The 20,023-nt window shown below is 65.0% G+C and carries 20 protein-coding genes; 10 read left to right on the plus strand and 10 right to left on the minus strand.

The genetic code is table 11. From position 1 onward, the window contains the following. Positions 1-89 precede the first annotated feature (89 nt). Both AC0KXH_RS06355 and AC0KXH_RS06360 read left to right on the plus strand, forming a co-directional pair. Positions 90-1,400, plus strand: a complete 1,311-nt coding sequence (locus AC0KXH_RS06355; protein ID WP_395764602.1) for an OprO/OprP family phosphate-selective porin — start codon at positions 90-92, stop codon at positions 1,398-1,400. Positions 1,401-1,496: 96 nt separating this feature from the next. Next, entirely contained in the window at positions 1,497-2,621 is a 1,125-nt protein-coding gene (locus AC0KXH_RS06360; RefSeq protein ID WP_488224371.1) for a GNAT family N-acetyltransferase, read from the plus strand. Positions 2,622-2,656: 35 nt separating this feature from the next. On the opposite strand, the gene AC0KXH_RS06365 is transcribed toward AC0KXH_RS06360, so the two are convergent. From AC0KXH_RS06365 to napE, 6 genes are all read right to left on the minus strand, one after another. Next, on the minus strand, positions 2,657-3,442 hold the full coding sequence (locus tag AC0KXH_RS06365; RefSeq protein WP_041106996.1) for a dienelactone hydrolase family protein: 786 nt from the start codon (positions 3,440-3,442) through the stop codon (positions 2,657-2,659). A 770-nt stretch (positions 3,443-4,212) separates the two neighbouring features. Next, positions 4,213-4,809: a cytochrome c3 family protein gene (locus AC0KXH_RS06370; protein ID WP_041106994.1), complete on the minus strand. Its 597-nt coding sequence runs from the start codon at positions 4,807-4,809 to the stop codon at positions 4,213-4,215. Positions 4,810-4,819: 10 nt separating this feature from the next. Beyond that, positions 4,820-5,308, minus strand: coding sequence for a nitrate reductase cytochrome c-type subunit (locus AC0KXH_RS06375; protein ID WP_041106993.1), 489 nt, complete (start codon positions 5,306-5,308; stop codon positions 4,820-4,822). A gap of 11 nt (positions 5,309-5,319) precedes the next feature. Further along, on the minus strand, positions 5,320-7,824 hold the full coding sequence (gene napA, locus AC0KXH_RS06380) for a nitrate reductase catalytic subunit NapA (RefSeq protein WP_313304568.1): 2,505 nt from the start codon (positions 7,822-7,824) through the stop codon (positions 5,320-5,322). Beyond that, positions 7,821-8,084: a chaperone NapD gene (locus AC0KXH_RS06385; RefSeq protein WP_041106990.1), complete on the minus strand. Its 264-nt coding sequence runs from the start codon at positions 8,082-8,084 to the stop codon at positions 7,821-7,823. The genes napA and AC0KXH_RS06385 overlap by 4 nt, the downstream gene beginning before the upstream one ends. 74 nt (positions 8,085-8,158) lie before the next feature. Continuing rightward, positions 8,159-8,332 (minus strand): periplasmic nitrate reductase, NapE protein, encoded by a 174-nt coding sequence (gene napE / locus AC0KXH_RS06390; RefSeq protein WP_041106988.1) that lies wholly within the window; start codon positions 8,330-8,332, stop codon positions 8,159-8,161. Between the two features lie 273 nt (positions 8,333-8,605). On the opposite strand from napE, the gene AC0KXH_RS06395 reads away from it, so the two are divergent. Continuing rightward, the gene (locus AC0KXH_RS06395; protein WP_200628207.1) at positions 8,606-9,790 is read left to right on the plus strand and encodes an MFS transporter; all 1,185 of its coding nucleotides are present in this window, start codon (positions 8,606-8,608) and stop codon (positions 9,788-9,790) included. Positions 9,791-10,280: 490 nt separating this feature from the next. On the opposite strand, the gene AC0KXH_RS06400 is transcribed toward AC0KXH_RS06395, so the two are convergent. The 4 genes from AC0KXH_RS06400 to AC0KXH_RS06415 form a co-directional block, all read right to left on the minus strand. After that, positions 10,281-10,775, minus strand: a complete 495-nt coding sequence (locus AC0KXH_RS06400; protein WP_041106984.1) for a SprT family zinc-dependent metalloprotease — start codon at positions 10,773-10,775, stop codon at positions 10,281-10,283. A gap of 73 nt (positions 10,776-10,848) precedes the next feature. Beyond that, the gene (locus tag AC0KXH_RS06405) at positions 10,849-11,550 is read right to left on the minus strand and encodes a Yip1 family protein (RefSeq protein ID WP_041106982.1); all 702 of its coding nucleotides are present in this window, start codon (positions 11,548-11,550) and stop codon (positions 10,849-10,851) included. Between the two features lie 158 nt (positions 11,551-11,708). Beyond that, positions 11,709-12,308 (minus strand): Yip1 family protein, encoded by a 600-nt coding sequence (locus tag AC0KXH_RS06410; protein ID WP_061338541.1) that lies wholly within the window; start codon positions 12,306-12,308, stop codon positions 11,709-11,711. Positions 12,309-12,449: 141 nt separating this feature from the next. Further along, positions 12,450-13,046 (minus strand): DNA-J related domain-containing protein, encoded by a 597-nt coding sequence (locus AC0KXH_RS06415; RefSeq protein ID WP_165563718.1) that lies wholly within the window; start codon positions 13,044-13,046, stop codon positions 12,450-12,452. 129 nt (positions 13,047-13,175) lie between these two features. On the opposite strand from AC0KXH_RS06415, the gene ttcA reads away from it, so the two are divergent. The 7 genes from ttcA (at position 13,176) to AC0KXH_RS06450 (ending at position 20,013) form a co-directional block, all read left to right on the plus strand. Next, positions 13,176-14,000: a tRNA 2-thiocytidine(32) synthetase TtcA gene (ttcA, locus tag AC0KXH_RS06420; protein WP_488224372.1), complete on the plus strand. Its 825-nt coding sequence runs from the start codon at positions 13,176-13,178 to the stop codon at positions 13,998-14,000. A 578-nt stretch (positions 14,001-14,578) separates the two neighbouring features. Continuing rightward, the gene (locus AC0KXH_RS06425; RefSeq protein WP_488224373.1) at positions 14,579-15,655 is read left to right on the plus strand and encodes a 3-deoxy-7-phosphoheptulonate synthase; all 1,077 of its coding nucleotides are present in this window, start codon (positions 14,579-14,581) and stop codon (positions 15,653-15,655) included. Between the two features lie 378 nt (positions 15,656-16,033). Continuing rightward, positions 16,034-16,705, plus strand: a complete 672-nt coding sequence (locus tag AC0KXH_RS06430; RefSeq protein WP_212543131.1) for a DNA-3-methyladenine glycosylase I — start codon at positions 16,034-16,036, stop codon at positions 16,703-16,705. Between the two features lie 74 nt (positions 16,706-16,779). Beyond that, entirely contained in the window at positions 16,780-17,151 is a 372-nt protein-coding gene (locus AC0KXH_RS06435; protein WP_041106318.1) for a DUF2946 family protein, read from the plus strand. A gap of 88 nt (positions 17,152-17,239) precedes the next feature. Continuing rightward, complete coding sequence (locus tag AC0KXH_RS06440) at positions 17,240-17,791, plus strand: putative natural product biosynthesis protein (protein ID WP_041106316.1); 552 nt, start codon at positions 17,240-17,242, stop codon at positions 17,789-17,791. A 408-nt stretch (positions 17,792-18,199) separates the two neighbouring features. Continuing rightward, positions 18,200-18,379 (plus strand): cytochrome oxidase putative small subunit CydP, encoded by a 180-nt coding sequence (gene cydP / locus AC0KXH_RS06445; protein WP_041106314.1) that lies wholly within the window; start codon positions 18,200-18,202, stop codon positions 18,377-18,379. Then, positions 18,376-20,013: a cytochrome ubiquinol oxidase subunit I gene (locus tag AC0KXH_RS06450; protein WP_043219205.1), complete on the plus strand. Its 1,638-nt coding sequence runs from the start codon at positions 18,376-18,378 to the stop codon at positions 20,011-20,013. Before cydP ends, AC0KXH_RS06450 begins: the two co-directional genes overlap by 4 nt. The last annotated feature ends 10 nt before the right edge of the window (positions 20,014-20,023 follow it).

Here is a 20,023-nt window from a genome sequence, read left to right on the forward strand (position 1 = left end):
GGCTGCAATAACCGCTCGCCAACATTCCCCCGCAACACAAAGAGCCCAACTCGTGTGTTTCCGACGCTAAACCTAAAGGGGAATATTGGATGATCCGCAAGCACTTCGCCGGTTTCGCTGCCAGCGCCCTGGCTCTGGCCGTTTCCGCCCAGGCTTACGCCGGTACCGTCACCACCGATGGCGCCGACCTCGTTATCAAGACCAAGGGCGGACTGGAAGTCGCCACGACGGACAAAGAATTCAGCTTCAAGCTCGGTGGTCGCCTGCAGGCCGACTACAGCACCTTCGACGGTGTCTACACCGATAACGGCGATGCGGCCGATGCGGCGTACTTCCGTCGCGCCTTCCTCGAAATCGGCGGTGTGGTCTACCAGGACTGGAAATACCAGATCAACTACGACTTCGCGCACAACGCCGGCAGCGAGGACGATGGCTACTTCGACGAGGCTTCCATTGCCTACACCGGCTGGAACCCCGTGCAGATCAAGGTCGGCCGCTTCGACCCGGACTTCGGTCTGGAAAAGGCCACCAGCTCCAAGTGGGTCACCGCCCAGGAGCGTAACGCTGTCTATGAACTGATGGACTGGGCCAACAGCCACGGCAATGGCATGGGCGTGCAACTGTCCGGCGCGATCGGCGATTCGCTGTACGCTTCGGCAGGCGTCACGGCCAAGGATGCCAACGACGAAGACGGCAAGAGCACCAAGCAGTTCAACATGCGCGGTGTCTTCGCCCCGATGCACGAGAGCGGCAACGTGCTGCACATCGGTGCGAACTGGGCGCAGCGTGACGCCGACATGGAAGGCTTCGACGCGCGCTTCCGCAGCCGTCTGGGCATGCGCGGCATCTCCACCGAAGGTGGCAACGACGCCGGTGACAACGGCAACCGCATGAACTTCGGCAGCGGTTCGAGCAGCTCGGCCGACAGCGATTGGGACACCGATACCGCCTGGGGCCTTGAAGCCGCCTGGGCCACCGGGCCGTTCTCGCTGCAGGGCGAATACCTCAAGCGCACCCTGGAGGCCGACAACCAGGCCGAAGACATCGAGGCCGACGGCTTCTACGTGCAGGCTGCCTACACCCTCACCGGCGAGGCGCGCGGCTACAAGCTCGGCAAGTTCGATTCGCTCAAGCCGCAGAACAAGCAGATCGGCGCGTGGGAAGTGTTCTACCGCTACGACAGCTTCGAAGTGGATGACGGCAACATCGTCGCCGCCACGGCCACCCGCGACGTCGGCGATGCCGAGGCCAAGGTGCACAACCTGGGCGTCAACTGGTACGTGAACGACGCCGTCAAGCTCAGTGGCGTCTACGTCAAGGCCAAGACCGACAGCATCTACAACGCCAACGGCGATGATGATGGCGACGGCATGGTCTTCCGCGCTCAGTACGTGTTCTAACCGACACGTCGTTTCATCTCTTCATCCGTAACGCTCCCTTGAACCCCGCCGACTGGCGGGGTTTTTTTCGTCGCCGAGGCCGGGCAGACTGCGCGCATGCCCATCCAGACTCTTTCCCGGCTCGCGGATATTCCCGCCCAGCACTGGGACGCCTTGCTCGCGAACCGCCAGCCGTTCCTGCGCCACGCCTTTCTGTCTTCGCTCGAGGACAGTGGCAGCGTGGGTGGCCGCAGTGGCTGGCAGCCCGAGCATCGCCTGCTGCTGGATGCCGATGGCGTGCCGCGCGCCGCGTTGCCGCTGTATCGCAAGGCACACTCCTATGGCGAGTACGTATTCGACTGGGCCTGGGCCGATGCCTGCCAGCGGGCCGGCATTCGCTACTACCCCAAGCTGCTCTGTGCGGTGCCTTTCTCGCCGGTCGCCGGGCAGCGCCTGCTGGGTGATGCGCAGGCGGCGGCCGGAGTGCTTGACGAGCTGAGCCACGGGCTCGACGCCGCCGGCCTGTCGGGGCTGCATCTGAATTTCAGCGAGCCGGCAGCCGATGCGCTGCTCGCCGGGCGGGATGGCTGGCTCGAGCGCATCGGCTGCCAGTTCCACTGGCATAACCGCGGTTATCGCGACTTCCAGGACTTTCTCGATGCCCTCGCCTCGCGCAAGCGCAAGCAGTTGCGCAAGGAGCGAGAACAGGTGGCGGGGCAGGGGTTGGCGTTCGACTGGCGCAGCGGCGGGGAGCTGAGCGAGGCCGACTGGGATTTCGTCTACGCCTGCTACGCCAATACCTACCAGGTGCGCGGCCAGGCTCCTTACCTGACGCGCAGCTTCTTCAGCCTGCTGGCCGAGCGGATGCCCGAGGCGATTCGCCTGATCTGGGTGCGCCAGGGCGAGCGGCCGGTGGCGATGGCGTTCTGCCTGTGCGATGACGACACGCTGTACGGCCGTTACTGGGGCTGCCTGGCCGAGTTCGACCGGCTGCACTTCGAGACCTGTTTCTACCAGGGCATCGAGTGGGCGATTGCCAGCGGCCTGCGGCGCTTCGATGCCGGCGCGCAGGGGGAACACAAGCTGATCCGCGGCTTCGAGCCGGTGATCACCCGTTCATGGCATTACCTGGCGCACCCGGGATTGCGTGCGGCTGTTGCCGACTTTCTTGGCCAGGAACGCGTCGGCGTACTGGCCTATCGGCAGGCCGCGCAGGACGCGCTGCCGTATCGCCAGGGCTGAACGAAGCCGGCCGATGCGACCGGCTTGTGCCAGCCTCAGCGGCTGAAGGTTTCCTCAAGGAAGCGTCGCATGTCGTTCCAGGAGCGTTCGTCGGCCTGCTTGTTGTAGGCCAGATCGAGGCCCTTTTCCTTGAAGGCATCGGCGCCCGGGTTGGTGAAGCCGTGCTTGGCGCCCGGCAGGCTGACGAACCGGTAGTCCGCGCCCGCCTTGACCATTTCGACGTTCAGCGCGGCAACATCGTCGGTGCTGACCATGCTGTCCTCGGCACCATGCTCGACCAGCACGCGCGCCTTGACGCTGCCCGGCACGGCGCGCGTCTCGGTGGCCAGTGCGCCGTGGAAACTCACCACGCCGGCCAGCGGCACACCCTGGCGCGCCATGTCCAGTACCACTTTGCCGCCGAAGCAGTAGCCCACCGCGGCGAGCTTGCGGGTATCGGTCTGCTGCTGTTGACGCAGCAGGTCGAGGCCGGCGTTGAAGCGGCCCTTGGCGGCGTCGGCATCGGCCAGCGCGGCCTTCATGAAACTCATCGCATCCTTAGGATGCTCGGTGTTCTTGCCCTCGCCGTACATGTCGATGGCCAGCGCGCTGTAGCCGAGTTCGGCCAGGTCGCGAGCCCTGCGCTTGGCATAGTCGTTGAGCCCCCACCATTCGTGCACGACCACCACGCCCGGACGCGGACCCTCGATCGCATCGTCATAGGCGTAGTAGCCGATCATTTCGGTGCCGTCGGCAGCCTTGTAGGGGATTTCCTGGGTCTGGATTTCGGCGTGGGCAGCGACGCTGGCAGCCATGAGCAGGCCGAACAGGCAGTGGCGCATCGGGGAGTCTCCTTGACGGGCAGTACGGCAGAGTGAGGTGTCACAGAAGGATAGCGACTCTTCGACCCGTTGGCAGAGGAAGGGTTCTGGCGCCAATCGCCCGGCTTGCCGGGAGGCGGGGTGGATGGCGGCGGCGCCTCATTCAGGCGTGGGTTCGGCGGCTGCGAGGGGCCGCCAGGCTCGGTGCCTTACGCAACGGGGCGCGTGGAAAACGCGTTGCGGTTTTCCACCCTACATCCGGTGCCCGGGAGATCAGGCGGCGCCTGTTGGGTATTTGGCCGTAGGGTGGATGACGGCGCAGCCTCATCCACGCGTGGGTTCGGCGGCTGCGAGGGTCCGCCAGGCTCGATGCCTTACGCAACGGGGCGCGTGGAAAACGCGTTGCGGTTTTCCAACCTACATCCGGCGTCCGCCGCCCGGGAGATCAGGTGGCGCTTGTGGGGGGGGCCGTAGGGTGGATGACGGCGCAGCCTCATCCACGCGTGGGTTCGGCGGCTGCGAAGGTCCGCCAGGCTCGGTGCCTTACGCCACGGGGCGTGTGGAGAACGCTTCGCGGTTTTCCACCCTACACCCGGCGCCCGCCGCCCGGGAGATCAGGCGGCGCCTGTTGGGCACATGGCCGTAGGGTGGATGACGGCGCAGCCTCATCCACGCCTGGGTTCGCCGGCTGCGAGGGGCCGCCAGGCTCGGTGCCTTACGCCACGGGCGTGTGGAAAACGCTTCGCGGTTTTCCACCTTACGGTCGCGGCGCTGGCCGAGGGCCAGGCTCGTTACCAGCCCGGCACCCCCTTCATGTCCGGCAGGCGGTGGGCGATCCCCTTGTGGCAGTCGATGCAGGTCGCTTCGCCGTTGGCCAGGGCGGTGGAGTGGAACTTGGCTGCACGCGGACTCTGGCGAGTGAAGTCCATGAAGTCGAAGTCGTGGCAGTTGCGGCACTCCAGCGAATCGTTGGCTTTGAGCCGCGCCCATTCGTGCTCGGCCAGTTCGCGGCGCTTCTCGAGGAACTTCTCGCGGGTATTGATGGTGCCGAAGATCTTGCCCCAGACCTCCTTGGAAGCCTGCATCTTGCGCGCGATCTTGTCGGTCCATTCGTGCGGCACATGGCAGTCCGGGCAGGTGGCGCGCACGCCGGAGCGGTTGGTGTAGTGGATGGTGTCCTTGATCTCGACGTAGACGTTGCTTTCCATCTCGTGACAGGAGATGCAGAACGCCTCCGTGTTGGTCGCTTCCAGCGCGGTGTTGAAGCCGCCCCAGAAGATGATCCCGGCGATGAAGCCGCCAAGGGTGAGCACGCCGAGGCTGTAGTGCACGCTGGGGCGACGCAGCACGCCCCAGTAGCGCTTGAGCATGGCCATTATCGACTTCATTCAGGCCTCCTCAGTTCTGCTTCCCGGTGGCGGGGTTTTCCCGATACAGCAGGTCGTCGATGTTCTTGAACTGGTTTTCCACCAGCGGCTTGGCGTCGTGCTGGGGTACGTGGCACTGCGTGCAGAAGTAGCGCCGCGGGGACACGGCGGCGAGCACCTGGCCGTCGCGGTCGCTGAAGTGGGTGATGCTGATCATCGGCGCCTGGGTGCGCGCGCTGGCCTCGCGGCTGTGGCACGACAGGCACTTGTTGGCGTTCTTGTCGATGGCGTAGCCGCGGATGGTGTGCGGAATGGTCGGCGGTTGCTCGGGATAGTTGCGTTCGCGGCGCAGGTCCTTGTTCTCCTCGTCGCGCAAGGGGGGCGGGGTGAACTCCTGGGTGAGGGTGCCGCCCGGGCGGCGACCGTCCGGCGCCGGGGCATCGAGCGGGTAGTTCACGTCCGCGGCAACGGCCAGGCCGAACACCGCGAGCAGAGACAACGGCAGGAAACGGAATGTCATGTCGGCTCTCCTCAGGCGATGCTGACCACTTCGATCTTCACCGCACACTTCTTGAAGTCGGTCTGCTTGGAGATCGGGTCGGTGGCGTCGAGGGTGACCTTGTTGACCAGCTTGTTGGCGTCGAAGAACGGCACGAACACCAGCCCCTGTGGCGGCTTGTTGCGCCCGCGCGTCTCGATGCGGCCCTGCATCTCGCCGCGCCGGCTGATCACCTTCACCACGCTGCCGCGGCGGGCGTTGAGCTTGCGTGCGTCCTCGGGATGCATGTACACCAGCGCATCTGGCACGGCCTGGTAGAGCTCGTCGACCCGCTGCGTCATGCTGCCGGTGTGCCAGTGCTCGAGCACCCGGCCGGTACTGAGCCAGAAGGGGTAATCCTCGTCCGGCACCTCGGCGGGCACTTCGTAGGGCAGGGCGAAGATGATCGCCTTCTTGTCGGCGTTGCCATAGAACTGCACGCCACTGCCTTTTTCCACGTAGGGGTCCAGCCCCTCGCGGTAGCGCCAGCGCGTCTCCTGGCCGTCGACCACCGGCCAGCGCAGGCCGCGCTCCTGGTGATAGGTATCGAACGGGGCCAGGTCGTGGCCATGGCCGCGGCCGAACGAGGCGTATTCCTCGAACAGGCCCTTCTGGATATAGAAGCCGAAGTCCTCGGCCTCATGGTTACCGAAGCCCTCGGCGATTTCCTCGTTGGGGAAGCGGTCGACCTGGCCGTTGGTGAACAGCACCTGGTAGAGCGTCTTGCCCTTGAGTTCCGGCGCCTTGGCCAGCAGGTCGGCCGGCCAGACCTCGTCGACGGTGAAGCGCTTGGAGAATTCCACCAGCTGCCAGAGGTCCGAGCGTGCTTCGCCGGGTGCCTCGACCAGTTGGTGCCAGAACTGCGTGCGGCGCTCGGCGTTGCCATAGGCGCCTTCCTTCTCCACCCACATGGCGCTTGGCAGGATGAGGTCGGCCGCCTGTGCCGAGACGGTCGGGTAGACGTCCGAGACGACGACAAAGGTTTCCGGGTTGCGCCAGCCGGGCAGGACTTCCTGCATGATGTTCGGCCCGGCCTGCATGTTGTTGGTCACCTGCGTCCAATAGACCTTGAGCACGCCATCCTTGAGCATGCGGCTCTGCTCGACGGCGTGGAAACCGGGCTTTTCCTGGATGGTGCCGGCCGGCAGTTTCCAGATTTTCTCGCTGGTGGCGCGGTGCTTGGGGTTGGTCACTGCCATGTCCGCCGGCAGGCGGTGGGAGAAGGTGCCGACCTCGCGCGCCGTACCGCAGGCCGAGGGCTGGCCGGTAAGCGAGAACGGGCTGTTGCCCGGCTCACTGATCTTTCCGGTCAGCAGGTGGATGTTGTAGATCATGTTGTTCGCCCAGACACCGCGCGTGTGCTGGTTGAAACCCATGGTCCAGAACGACATGACCTTGGTTTTCGGGTCGGCGTAGAGCTTGGCCAGCGCTTCGAGCCGTTCTGCCGGCACGCCGCTTTCGCGCGCGGCATGTTCGAGCGTGTAGGGCTCGAGGAACTTGGCGTAGTCCTCGAAGCTCATGTCGGTCCAGGTATTGGCCACCCCGCGGTTCTTGGCCTTGAGCTCCAGCGGGTCGGTCGGTCGCAGGCCGTAGCCGATGTTGGTCGCGCCCTTGGCGAAGCGGGTGTGCTTGTCGACGAACTCCTTGTTCACCGCGCCGCTCTGGATGATGTGGTTGGCGATGTAGTTGAGGATCACCAGATCGGTCTGCGGGTTGAACACCATGGGGATGTCGGCCAGCTCGAAACTGCGGTGCTCGAAGGTGGACATCACCGCGACCTTTACGTGCGGCGCGCTGAGGCGGCGGTCGGTGACCCGCGTCCACAGCACCGGGTGCATCTCGGCCATGTTCGAACCCCAGAGCACGAAGGCGTCGGCCGCTTCGATGTCGTCGTAACAGCCCATCGGCTCGTCCATGCCGAAGGTGCGCATGAAGCCGAACGCTGCCGAGGCCATGCAATGGCGCGCATTGGGGTCGATGTTGTTGGAGCGGAACCCCGCTTTCATCAGCTTGTTGGCGGCGTAGCCTTCCCAGATCGTCCATTGCCCAGAACCGAACATGCCGATGGCCTCGGGACCGCCGGCCTTGAGGGCCGCCTTGTATTTCTCGGCCATGATGTCGAAGGCCTGGTCCCAGGTGACCGGCTCGAACGCGCCCTGCTTGTCGTACTGGCCGTTCTTCATGCGCAGCAAGGGCTGGGTCAGGCGGTCGGCGCCGTACATGATCTTCGACAGGAAGTAGCCCTTGACGCAGTTGATGCCGCGGTTGACCTCCGCCTTGATGTCGCCGTGGGTGGCGACCACGCGGTTCTCGCGGGTCGCCACCATGACGCTGCAGCCGGTCCCGCAGAAGCGGCACGGTGCCTTGTTCCACTTGAGATTGGTGGCATCGGCCTCGGTGATCAGGTTGCTGGCGGTGCTGGCGATCGGCAGGCCGGCCACCGTCGCAGCGATGGCGGCTGCGTTCGCCTTGGCGAATTCGCGGCGAGTCAGGCTCATGGGGCTTCTCCTTCGAGGCTGAGGAGTTCTTCGTGATAGATCAGCGCGGCATTGAGCACGCCGGGCAGCTGCTGGATGTGCTCCAGCGTGGCGAGAATGTCGCGTTCGTGGTCCGCTTCGAGGACCACCACCAACTTGCCGGCGGGGCTGTGCTGGTGAAGCTCGACGCCGGGCAGCAGGCCCAGGTTCGCTTTCACCGCGTCCAGCCATTGCGGCCGGCAGTGCACCAGCAGGCTGGCGATGTGCAGGGCTGTCTCCATGAAAGACTTCCAACCAGGTCGTGACGAGGTGCGCGGCGAGGGCACCGGTTCAGCTGGGCGTCGGCGCTCCGGGCTCAGCTCGCCGGGCCGGGCGGGCCGAAGAACATCTGCGTGATCCAGACGATGAAGCCGTAGCCGGCCACGAGCAGTACGCTGAGCATGGGGAAGAGGAAAACGATCAGGAAAACGAAGAGGCGGGTTTCTTCGCGCTTGCTGGAGGACTGTTCAGGCGTGTGTGTTGTTGTCATTGCCAAACTCCGAACCGGCGATACAGAGGGAGTCTAGTAAGAGACTCGGTCGCCGCCATTCGGTTCGGTCGTTGACCGACAGGCGGGGCGTTGGAAAGGGCCGCTGGCACGGACGGCTTTGGCGCGCGTCGGTGCCGGGAGCCTGATGTCGAAAGACAGACCGCGCGCCGCCATGGGGCAGCGTCTGGCGTTGCAGGCCTCTTTGGTGGCGTATATGGCCTCTTTGTGTGCTAGGCTCCGCGGCTTTTTTCCACTCTCTCGGCGACGGGAAACATGACGACCGACACCCTTCACACCCACTTGCGGCAGGGCACTGCGGCTTATCGCAGGGCCACGCTGGCGCTGTTCTGCGCCGGCTTCGCCACCTTTGCGATGCTCTATTGCGTGCAGCCGCTGTTGCCGTTGCTGGCGGCGCATTTCGCCGTGTCGGCGGCGACCAGCAGTCTCGCGCTGTCGCTGACCACCCTGTGCCTGGCGCTCTGTCTGCTGGTATCCGGAGCGCTGGCCGAGAGTTGGGGACGCAAGCCGGTGATGGCCGCCGCGCTCGGCCTGGCCAGCCTGCTGGGCCTGGCCTGCGTGCTGGTGGAGTCGTGGAACCTGTTGCTGGTGCTGCGGGCCTTGCTGGGGCTGGCGCTGAGCGGTCTGCCGGCGCTGGCGATGGCCTATGTGGGCGAGGAATTCGACCCGCCGTCGTTGCCGGCGGCGATGGGGCTCTATATCGGTGGAACGGCACTGGGTGGGCTGCTCGGTCGCCTGCTGTCGGGGCTGCTCAGTGACATCGGCGGCTGGGAGCTCGCCCTGGGCGGCATCGCCGGACTCGGCCTGCTCGCGCTGGGCCTGTTCGTCTGGCTGCTGCCGGCTTCGCGCCACTTCAAGGCGCAGCCGCTCTCGCTTCGGGTGCTGCTCGGCAACTTCCGTTTGCATCTGCGCAACCCCAGGCTGCGCGGGTTGTTTCTCCAGGCCTTCCTGCTGATGGGCGGTTTCGTCGCGCTGTTCAACTACATTGGCTTCCGCCTGGCAGGCGCGCCGTTCGGGCTGTCTTCGACGGTCATCGGCCTGCTGTTCGTCGTCTATCTGGCCGGCATCTTCAGCGCCGGCTGGGCCGGCCGGCTGGTGCCTCGCTTCGGCGCGCGTAACGTGCTGCGCGGTGGCGTCGGCCTGATGCTGCTCGGAGTAGCGCTCTGTGCCAGTGCCTGGCTGGCGGCGATCGTGTTGGGCCTGGGCTTGTTCACGCTGGGGTTCTTTGCCGCGCACGCGGTGGCCAGCGGTCAGGTCGGCATCCATGCCCAGGGCGCCAAGGCGCAGGCTTCGGCGCTGTACCTGTGCGCTTACTACCTGGGCTCGAGCGTGGTGGGTTATGTCGCCGGTTATGTCTGGGAACACGCCGGCTGGCTGCCATTGATGGCGGTGCTGGCGGCTCTGTTCGTGATCGCCGCCTGGCGCGCCCGCAGCCTGTAGGGTGGATAACGGCGCAGCCTTATCCACGCGCCAGGTTCGGCTGACGTCCGTTGCTTGGCATGTCGGAATGCGGTGGAAAACGCGCTGCGGTTTTCCACCCTACGCACTGGGAACACGCCGGCTGGCTGCCCGGTGCTGGCGGCTTTGTTCGTGATCGCTGGCTGTAGGGTGGATAACGGCGCAGCCTTATCCACGTGCCAGGTTCGGCTGACGTCCGTTGCTTGGCATGCCGGAACGCGGTGGAAAACGCGCTGCGGTTTTCCACCTACGCACTGGGAACATGCCGGCTGGCTGCCCTGTCGGCGGTGCTGGCGGCTCTGTTCGTGATCGCCGCCTGGCGCGCCCGCAGCCTGTAGGGTGGATAACGGCGCAGCCTTATCCATGCGCCAGGTTCTACTGACATCCGTTGCTTGGCATGTCGGAACGCGGTAGAAAACGCGTTGCGGTTTTCCAGCCTACGCAGGCTGGTTTTCGCCAGGGCGCTGGCTCATCACTCGACGCGCTGCTGGCCGCTGTAGGCGAGCGGGGCACGGCAGCTGCGACACAGGTAACGACGGCCCTTGCGCACCAGCGCGTGGCGCTGGGCGGTGAACGGAAACTCCTGCTCGGGGCAGCGGCAACGGTAGATGTAGCGCGTGCTGGGGCGGCGCTGGATCTCGTAGCTGTGACAGCGATCGGCTGGCAGCTCGTAGACGCCGCGCATGATCAGCTGCCACTCCTCGCCATGTGGCTGGATACGTGGGCCGAACATCTGGTGGGCGATGAGGTGGGCGACCTCGTGCGCCACGGTCTGACGCAGGAAATGCTCGGTATTCTCGCGATACAGCTGGGCGTTGAAACGCAGCAGGTTCTGGTTCAGATGGGCGACGCCGGCCTTCTGGCCGCGCAGCTTGAAGCTCACCTGCGGCCGCTCGAAGCGGCGCGCGAAGAACTGTTCGGCAAGCTGGTAGCAGGCCTCGACACGCGCATGAAGTCGTTCGGGCATAGGGCACTCCTGGGGAGTGCCGCATTATGCCAAAGCGCTCGCCGTCGGACAGCGCCGGCGGACCGGCGTCACGTCACTCGTTCGGCCGTTCGTTGAAGCGGCGCTCGTTGTCCACGCCGCCCGGCGCTTCCTGCGGGCGGTTTTCCTCGAAGCCGTAGCTCTGGTTCTGCACGCCGGAGCGCTCGTAGGTCGGGTCCAGCGCCAGCGACCAGAACAGGATCATCGGCACCTTGAGGTTGACCAGCACGAGCAGCCCGACGGCCCAGGTACTGACGCCGTAGAGAAAGGTATTGCGATCATCGATCCGCATGAACTTCGGCAGGCCAACGAACAGCAGGTAGGTCGAATACAGCCCTGCGGCGACGAGCACGAGAATGGCTGTCCAGCGCGTCGGGTAAAGCGCGCCCAGGCCGGCGATGAAGAACGGTGTGATCAGATAAGCGATGAAGCCGACGCACTGGTTGAATGTCGGTCGTGCCTCGAAGCTGCGTGACATCCAGCGCAGAAAGAAGCCCATGATGAAGGTGCCGAGGATGATCGTCAGGTAGATCAGCCCGCTCAGCTGCAGGGCGCTGCGGGTGTCCAGCCAGATCCGTTCGTTCTCGACCAGGCTCCAGCCGACATAGCGCGTGCCGATGAACATGCAGACTGCGGGCAATAACGCCCAGAGCAGCAGATGGATCAGGTAGTTCGAGCTGTGCTTTTCCTCGTCGCGGCGGATGTCGGCCCAAGCCTGGTCAGGCCGGGTCATCAAGGTAAGAAAGTGAGGACTCATGAGCGATCTCCATCTGCCTGGAAAGGCCCCGCCGAGCGCTGCGCGTCGGCTGGCGTTCCTGTTTAGAACGGCAGATGCGCCAAGGGTTTCCGCCGCAAAGGGGCGGCCCCTGGCGCAGAGATCGGTGAAGCGGGCCGCAGGTCCCGGCCCGCTGATGTTTAGCGCACGTAGACCGGGCCCATGCCCATGCCCCAGACGATCACCGAGGTGGCGATGATGGCGACCAGCACCACCAGGCCAACCGCCAGCACCGAGCTGGAGAACATGAAGCCCTCATCGCTGGGGATGTTCATGAATTTCGGCAGCCCGACGTAGAGCAGGTAGGCCGTGTAGCAGACCGCCGCGGTACCGACTGTCAGTGCGACCCAGATGTGCGGATACAGCCCGGCAAGCCCGCCGACGAACAGCGGCGTGGCGGTATAGGCGGCGAACACGATGCACTGGGTCAGGGTCGGGTTGGCGTCGTAGGTCCGCGCCATCCAGTGGATGAAAGCGCCCATCACCGCGACGCCGGCAAGCATGGCCAGGTAGGACATCACCGCCAGTTGCATACAGCTGGCCTGCGTGAGCTTGACGGGCTCGCCGCCGCCGATGCTCCAGCCGACCTGCGTCGCGCCGATGAAGCCTGATACCGCCGGGATGGCGGCGAGCAGCAGCACGTGAGTCAGGTACATGTGGCTGACGGTTTCTTCCTCTCCGCGAATCGACTGCCACTCCTGACCGGGGTGGGCGAAAAGGCCCCATACGTGATTGATCATGCCGGCGTCTCCTCAATGGTGGTGAGGCCGCTCGCCTGGTTTGCCTTGTGCCGTGGCTTTTGGCTGCGACCTTATGCCGCAGTATAGGAGTGCGGCCCGCGCTTGCAGACCAGCGGATTAGAGCGAATGGAAGCTATGCGCTCAGCGGTAATAGCGCTCCAGAATTTCCAGCGCCAGGTTGATCGACTGCAGCCGCTCCGTACTGCCGCCTCGGTCGGGGTGATGCAGGCTGACCAGTTGCCTGTAGCGCTGTTTGATCATCAGTGCGGTCACCGGCTCGGCGACGCGGTCGAGCTCGAACAGCTCCAGCGCCGCCTGCTTTTCGTCACTGCCCTGCATGCGCGTCCAGAAGCTGGCCAGTAATCGCTCGACATCGTCTTCGTCGGTGTCGCGCAGGTTGCGTAGGTCCAGATAGTAGTCGCGCAATGGATCGCGTTCGGCGAGCGCCGCTTCGCCGCTGTTATAGGGCAGCAGGCGGATCGCCATGGGGCTGATCGACAGATGGGCGATGCCGGCTTCGCCCAGGCGGTCGCGCAGCAGATAGAGCGCATTGAATACCAGGAAATGTGTCCTGAAGAGCACCAGTTTGTCGGCCAGCGGCAGGTTCGGCACGTGCGTGCTGTGCCGCTGCTTGAGCCGCTGGATCAGCTCGTATTCGCTCAAGCCGTGCGGCTGCTCGCGCAGGAGCACGAGCAGCTGCTCGGGCAGGTCGAGGGAAGGGCAGAGGTCATCGTTCATGCGAGGACCCTAGCACGCGGGCAACGTCAGCGTGTGGCGCGGCGTCACAGCCGAGGGTGACGGTCGGGCTGGGGCGATGCGTGCTTTGCGCGTAAAATGCGCGGCTTTGCATTCCTCCGGACATCCACCATGGGCACCCTTTCGGTCAACCAGAACAAGCTGCAGAAGCGCATTCGCCGCCTGGCCGGCGAAGCCATCACCGATTTCAACATGATCGAGGACGGCGACAAGGTCATGGTCTGCCTGTCCGGCGGCAAGGACAGCTACACCATGCTCGACGTGCTGCTCTATCTGCAGAAGGTCGCGCCGATCCGCTTCGAGGTGGTGGCGGTAAACATGGACCAGAAGCAGCCGGGCTTTCCCGAGCATGTCCTGCCCGAGTACCTGAAGGCGCTGGGGGTCGAGTACCACATCATCGAGAAGGACACCTACTCGGTGGTCAAGGAGAAGATCCCGGAAGGCAAGACCACCTGCTCGCTGTGCTCGCGCCTGCGCCGTGGCACGCTGTACACCTTCGCCGACGAGATCGGCGCGACCAAGATGGCGCTCGGGCACCACCGCGACGACATCCTCGAGACCTTTTTCCTCAACATGTTCTACGGCGGCACGCTCAAGGCCATGCCACCCAAGCTGCTTTCCGACGATGGCCGCAACGTGGTGATCCGCCCGCTGGCCTATTGCAGCGAGGCCGATATCGAGGCCTACGCGAAGATCAAGGCATTCCCGATCATCCCCTGCAACCTCTGCGGCTCGCAGGAGAACCTGCAGCGTCAGGTGGTCAAGGAAATGTTGCAGGAGTGGGAGCGCAAGTCGCCGGGGCGCACCGAGATCATGTTCCGCGCGTTGCAGAACGTGGTGCCGTCGCAGCTGGCCGATCGCAACCTGTTCGACTTCAAGAGCCTGCGCATCGACGACAACGCCACGCCGCGCTTCGTCGAGGTGATGAGCCTGTAGGCCGGGCGCCGGAAGCGGGCGTAGGGCGGGCTTCAGCCCGCCATTAGCGTCCACGGGCTGCCGCGGTGGGCTGAAGCCCACCCTACGTATGAAGCCCCCCCCTAGCAAGCTTCTTCGCCAGGCGGGTTGAAAGCCGCACGCCCGGCGGAGTATGGTTCGGCCATCGTCTGGAGATCAGCATGTCCCTGAAACCCGTAGCCGTTCACGTTGTCGATGCCGGTGCCATGTGCGCTGCGCTCGTTCGTGGGCAGATTGCGGCTGCGGTCTATTACTTCTTTGGGTATTGGTTTAGCCATAGGCGCGCCTGATACCCCACAGGCGGCCTAGCAAGCAGGGTCGCCACCAGAGACGTTTTCCAAGAAACCCCCGGTCGGCAACCCGACCGGGGGTTTTGTTTTTTCCGGCCACCACGGCCAATGCAACGAGGAAATGAGCCATGACCACTTACCGCACCGACCGTTACTACCGCTACGACTGGCGATTTAGCCGCTTCACCGCCGCCGCGCTCAAACCTCACGACCGAACACTCGACTAGCGCCGACGCGGGAAACCGCGCCGGCCGAAGGAATCGCCAGATCATGCATACCACCGCTACCGCCCAGAGCCTCATCGAGCCCAGTCCCAGCCAGGCTGGCGCCGCCCGCCGTAGTGCTCAACCCTTGCCCAGCCCCGCCGTCCTGCGTCAGCGCCTGCCCCTATCGGACGCGCTTGCCGCACGTGTACACGCCGATCGCAACGCCATCCGCGCCGTGCTCGATGGCCGCGACCCACGCCTGTTGGTCGTCGTCGGCCCCTGTTCCCTGCATGACCCCGTCGCCGCGCTGGAATACGCCGAACGTCTCGCCGCGCTGGCACCGGAGCTGAGCGACCAGCTGCTGCTGGTCATGCGCGCCTATGTGGAGAAGCCACGCACCACCGTGGGCTGGAAAGGCCTGCTCTACGATCCGCATCTGGACGGCCGCGGCGACATGGCCGAGGGCTTGCGCCTGTCGCGTCGATTGATGCTGGACATCCTCGAAGCCGGACTGCCGTTGGCCACCGAGCTGCTGCAACCGATGGCGGCCAGTTACTTCGACGATCTGCTTGGCTGGGCCGCGATCGGCGCGCGCACCAGCGAGTCGCAGATCCACCGCGAGCTGGTCAGCGGGCTGGACTTGCCGGTGGGCTTCAAGAACGGCACCGACGGCAGCCTGACCATCGCTTGCGATGCGATGCGCTCGGCCGCGCATCCCCATCGGCATTTCGGCATCGACGCGCTGGGCCACCCGGCGCTGCTGGAAACCCACGGCAACCCCGACACGCATCTCGTTCTACGCGGCGGCCATCGCGGGCCGAATCACGATGCCGCGAGCCTGGCCCAGGCCCGGGCAGCGCTGGCCAAGCAGGGGATTGCCGCGCGGCTGGTGGTCGATTGCAGCCACGCAAACAGTGGCAAGGACCCCCTGCGCCAGCCGGCCGTGCTGACAGAGGTTGTCGAGCAGCGGCTGGCCGGCGATGTCAGCCTGCGCGGCGTGATGCTCGAGAGCAATCTGTTCGATGGTTGCCAGCCGCTGTCCGGCGAGCTGCGTTACGGCGTGTCGATCACCGATGGCTGCCTGGGCTGGACTGGCACCGAGCGGCTGCTGCGCGAGACCGCCGAGGCGTTGCGCAGCTGAGATGCGCGGGCGGCGGATGGTGAATGTGCGGATGGCGGCGGTACGGTTCTCTGCCCCGGGCCTGGCCGGGCGCGTGGCGGAGATCGCTGCGCGAGATGTCCGTTCTGTGCCGTAGGGCCGATGGCCGCAGCCATCTACCGGCTCCGCCGGGCAAGGATGTGCTGGCAGAAAGCCTCCGGCTCGGGCCCTGTCGGTGGCTCGCTGTGGAAAGATCGCCGTGCGTGCTTTCCACCCTGCGCCTTCGTCAGCAGGAGGGCCCAAGCTGCACAGCGGCGTGGCTTGATCGCAGCCGCGGTCAGTTGGGTGTCGGCCGTGCTTGCGGCCGGTCGTCATCCTCGGCACCCTTTGCCGTCGTTTGCTCAACCGAAAGGCCCGCCCATGCATGATTACCAGTGGCTGCACGAATACTGCCTCAACCGCTTCGGCTCGGCCGCCGCGCTGGAGGCACGGCTGCCGCAGCCGCGCACTGCCGAAGAGTTGCGCGCGCTGCCGGACGACCGCTACCTGTCGTTGATCGCCCTGCGCATCTTTCGCGCCGGCCTGAAACACAGCCTGGTCGACGCCAAGTGGCCGGCGTTCGAAAAGGCGTTCTTTGGTTTCCAGCCGGACAAGGTCGTGCTGATGGGCGGCGAGCACATCGAGCGTCTGATGCAGAACGCCGAACTGATCCGTCATCTCGGCAAGTTGAAGAGCGTGCCACGCAACGCCCAGTTCGTACTCGACGTGGCGCGGGACAAGGGCAGTTTCGGCAATCTGATCGCCGATTGGCCGGGCACCAACATCGTCGGCCTGTGGCGCTATCTGGCCAGGCAGGGCAGCCAATTGGGCGGGCTCTCCGCGCCGCGCCTGCTGCGCATGGTCGGCAAGGACACCTTCGTTCCCAGCAACGATGTGGTCGCCGCACTCAAGGCTCAGGAAATCATCGACAAGGCCCCCACCAGCCAGCGCGATCTGGCTACGGTGCAGGCCGCCTTCAACCGTTGGCAGGAGCAGAGTGGCCGTTCGCTCTGCCAGCTCTCGGCGATGCTGGCGTTCACCGTGAATCATTGATCGCCCGCTCCTGCGGCGATGCTGCGACGCTTTGCCTCGTTTCGCCGTTGCGGTGGCGGGCATAGAGTTCAAACATGACCAGCGTCAAGAAAAACCGCAGCCTGCTCGCCTGGATGTTGCTGATCCTCATCCTCGCGAACGCCTATGCCTGCGCGCTGGAACATGCCACTCACATCGGTTTTCGCCTGGCGCTGGGTGGCCCGGCGTTGTGCCTGTCAGACCCCGATGCGCCCGGCGCCGATGCGGCGCTTAGCCTCGGGCAGGCGCATGAGTCGGCCGACATGCCGTTCGATTGCCCGCTGTGCAGTTCGCTGCTGCTGCTCGGCGCTCTTCTGCTGTGCCTGGGCTGGCTCGGCCGCCCCGCCAGGCAACGGTTGCGGGCCGCAGACGGACCCTTGCGCACGCCGCGTGCGCATTGGCCGTCGCTGAATCCTCGCGCACCCTGATTCGCTCCTGAACCTTGCCCGGTCTCCGGCGGCTTCGGCTGCCGGTTTGTCGTGCCGCGCTCGGCGTGGCTCACTCAGGAGAAACAACATGACCGCGATGGAAAGATTTGCCCGGGCCGAAGGCCGCGCAGCCTATCGCCTGCCGTTTCCGGATTTCCCCAGCCATGCACGTAGCTTCGTGCATCTGGATGCCAGGCTACTGCCGTATTGGCATGCACTGTTCGACGTATGCCCCGGTTTGCTCAAACTGGACCCGCCCGACGGGCTGAACCTGTTTCGCCAGTTCATGACCTGGGCCTACGGGCGACAGCTGGCGCTCGATTGGACCCTTCACCTCAACGTCTGCCGCTGGTTGCTGGGTTCGCCCTACGGCAGCCGGGTCGACGACGAACTGGTCGACGCGATGCTGGTGGCGGCGGCGGCGCGCTGGGTCAGCAGCGATGAAAGCCCGGCGCTAGGCGTCGTGCTTGGTTGGCAGGGCGGGCCGTGCGTCTACGACTGGAAGCCGCGACTGCGGCTGGGCGGTCGTCAGCCGGCTGCCGAGGCCGAGGAGCTGCCGCCGTTGCCCTGGGATTTCGCCTGGTGTCCGTTGTCCAGCACGGGCGCGACGGCGTTCCGCCGCTGGCTGCAGGTGTCGTGATGCGACAGCCTGCCGCAGCAGGGCGGCTCTGTGGCGTGCGCTTTCCCGTGGGCGGCGGCAGGCTCGGTCGACACCGGCCGGGCTATCTGGCGGCCGCGTTGATCTGGCGCAGTTTTGCCGCGGGTTGTCTGGCTGCCTTCGCCGGCCCGGCATCTACGCTTGTGCGGTCGGCTCCGCACGAGTGCGCAGGGCCTGCGGCAGGCTGTCGCAATTGTTGCCGTTTCGCCTGCGCCGGACACTGCGCCCGTCTGGTGCCGGAGCATTCCACGGCAAGGCGCGAGGCAAGGCGATTGAGCCGGGCAGCCATGGCCGGTCAAGGCCCTCGCCCCATCGGGGGCCGTCAATCGCAGACTGCGCATCGGCTCGCCGGGCGCAGCGGCGACGCGACGCGTTGAAGGAGCAAGAGGCATGTTCAAGTCATCCCTGCGACGCGATGTCGTCATCATCCTGCTGGTCAAGCTCGCCATTCTTACAAGCATAAAAATCATCTGGTTCGATGCGCCCAGCATTCCGCATAACGGTTCGGCACGCGTGGCCGAGCACTTGCTTGAATCACGAAGCCAGAACTTCGAGGGAGGGCCGAGATGATCTCGGAAAGCGTTGTCGATCTATCCCGTCTGCAGTTCGCCATGACGGCGATGTACCACTTTCTGTTCGTGCCGCTGACGCTCGGGCTGGCGTTCCTGCTCGCCATCATGGAGTCGGTCTATGTAATGACCGGCAAGCAGGTGTACCAGGACATGGTCAAGTTCTGGGGCAAGCTGTTCGGCATCAACTTCGCCCTGGGCGTCACTACCGGGCTGACCATGGAGTTCCAGTTCGGCACCAATTGGGCCTACTACAGCCACTATGTCGGCGACATCTTCGGTGCGCCGCTGGCGATCGAAGGGTTGATGGCGTTCTTCCTCGAATCGACCTTCATCGGGCTGTTCTTCTTCGGCTGGGACCGTCTTTCCAAGGTGCAGCACCTGGCGGTGACCTGGCTGGTGGCGCTCGGTTCGAACCTGTCGGCGCTGTGGATTCTCATCGCCAACGGTTGGATGCAGAACCCGGTGGGCTCGGAGTTCAACTTCGAAACCATGCGCATGGAGTTGGTGGATTTCGGCGCATTGCTGTTCAACCCGGTGGCGCAGGTCAAGTTCGTTCACACGGTGTCGGCCGGTTATGTCACCGGGGCGATCTTCGTGCTGGCGATTTCTTCCTTCTATCTGTTGAAGAAACGCGACCTGGGCTTCGCTCGTCGTTCGTTCGCCATCGCCGCGGTGTTCGGCCTGGCGTCGACGATCTCGGTGATCATCCTCGGCGATGAATCCGGCTACGAGATCGGTGACGTGCAGAAGGTCAAGCTGGCGGCCATCGAGGCCGAGTGGGAGACCCACCCGGCGCCGGCCGGCTTCACCTTGTTCGGTCTGCCGAATCAGGATGCCCAGCGCACCGACTACGCGGTGAAGATTCCCTATGTGCTCGGGCTGATCGCAACCCGTTCGCTGGACGAGCAGGTCACCGGCATCAAGGATCTGATCGCCGACCACGAGCGGCGCATTCGCAACGGCATCCTGGCCTACGAGCGGCTGCAACGGCTGCGTGGCGGTGACAAGTCAGCCGAGGCGATTGCCGCATTCAACGAGGTCAAGGGCGACCTTGGCTACGGCCTGCTGCTGAAGAAGTACACCGCCGATGTGGTGGACGCCACCGATGAGCAGATCAAGCAGGCCGCGCTCGATACCATCCCTGACGTGTTCAGTCTGTTCTGGACGTTCCGTGTGATGGTCGCCTCGGGCTTCCTGATGCTGCTGCTATTCGCCCTCGCCAGCTGGGCCTCGATCAAGCGGGATGCGGAAAGCAAGCCCTGGCTATTGCGTTTCGCGCTGTTCAGCCTGCCGTTGCCTTGGATTGCCGCGCAGACCGGCTGGTATGTGGCCGAGCACGGCCGCCAGCCCTGGTCGATCGGCGAGGTGTTGCCGACGCATCTGTCCACCTCGACGCTGGCTGCGGGCGACATCTGGGGCTCATTGATCGCCCTGGTGGGCTTCTACAGCCTGCTGTTGGTGGTGGAAATGTTTCTGATGATCCGCTTTGCACGCCTCGGCCCCAGCAGCCTGCATACCGGGCGTTACCACTTCGAACGTGGGCAGGCCGCAGCCGGCCAGGCGCCGAAATCGCCTGAGGCGATTGCGAGGCCTGTCGCAAAGGATGCCCCCACCGAACCTACCACCGTGTGAGGTAACGAAG

The organism is Stutzerimonas sp. CXK-1, assembly GCF_057738225.1.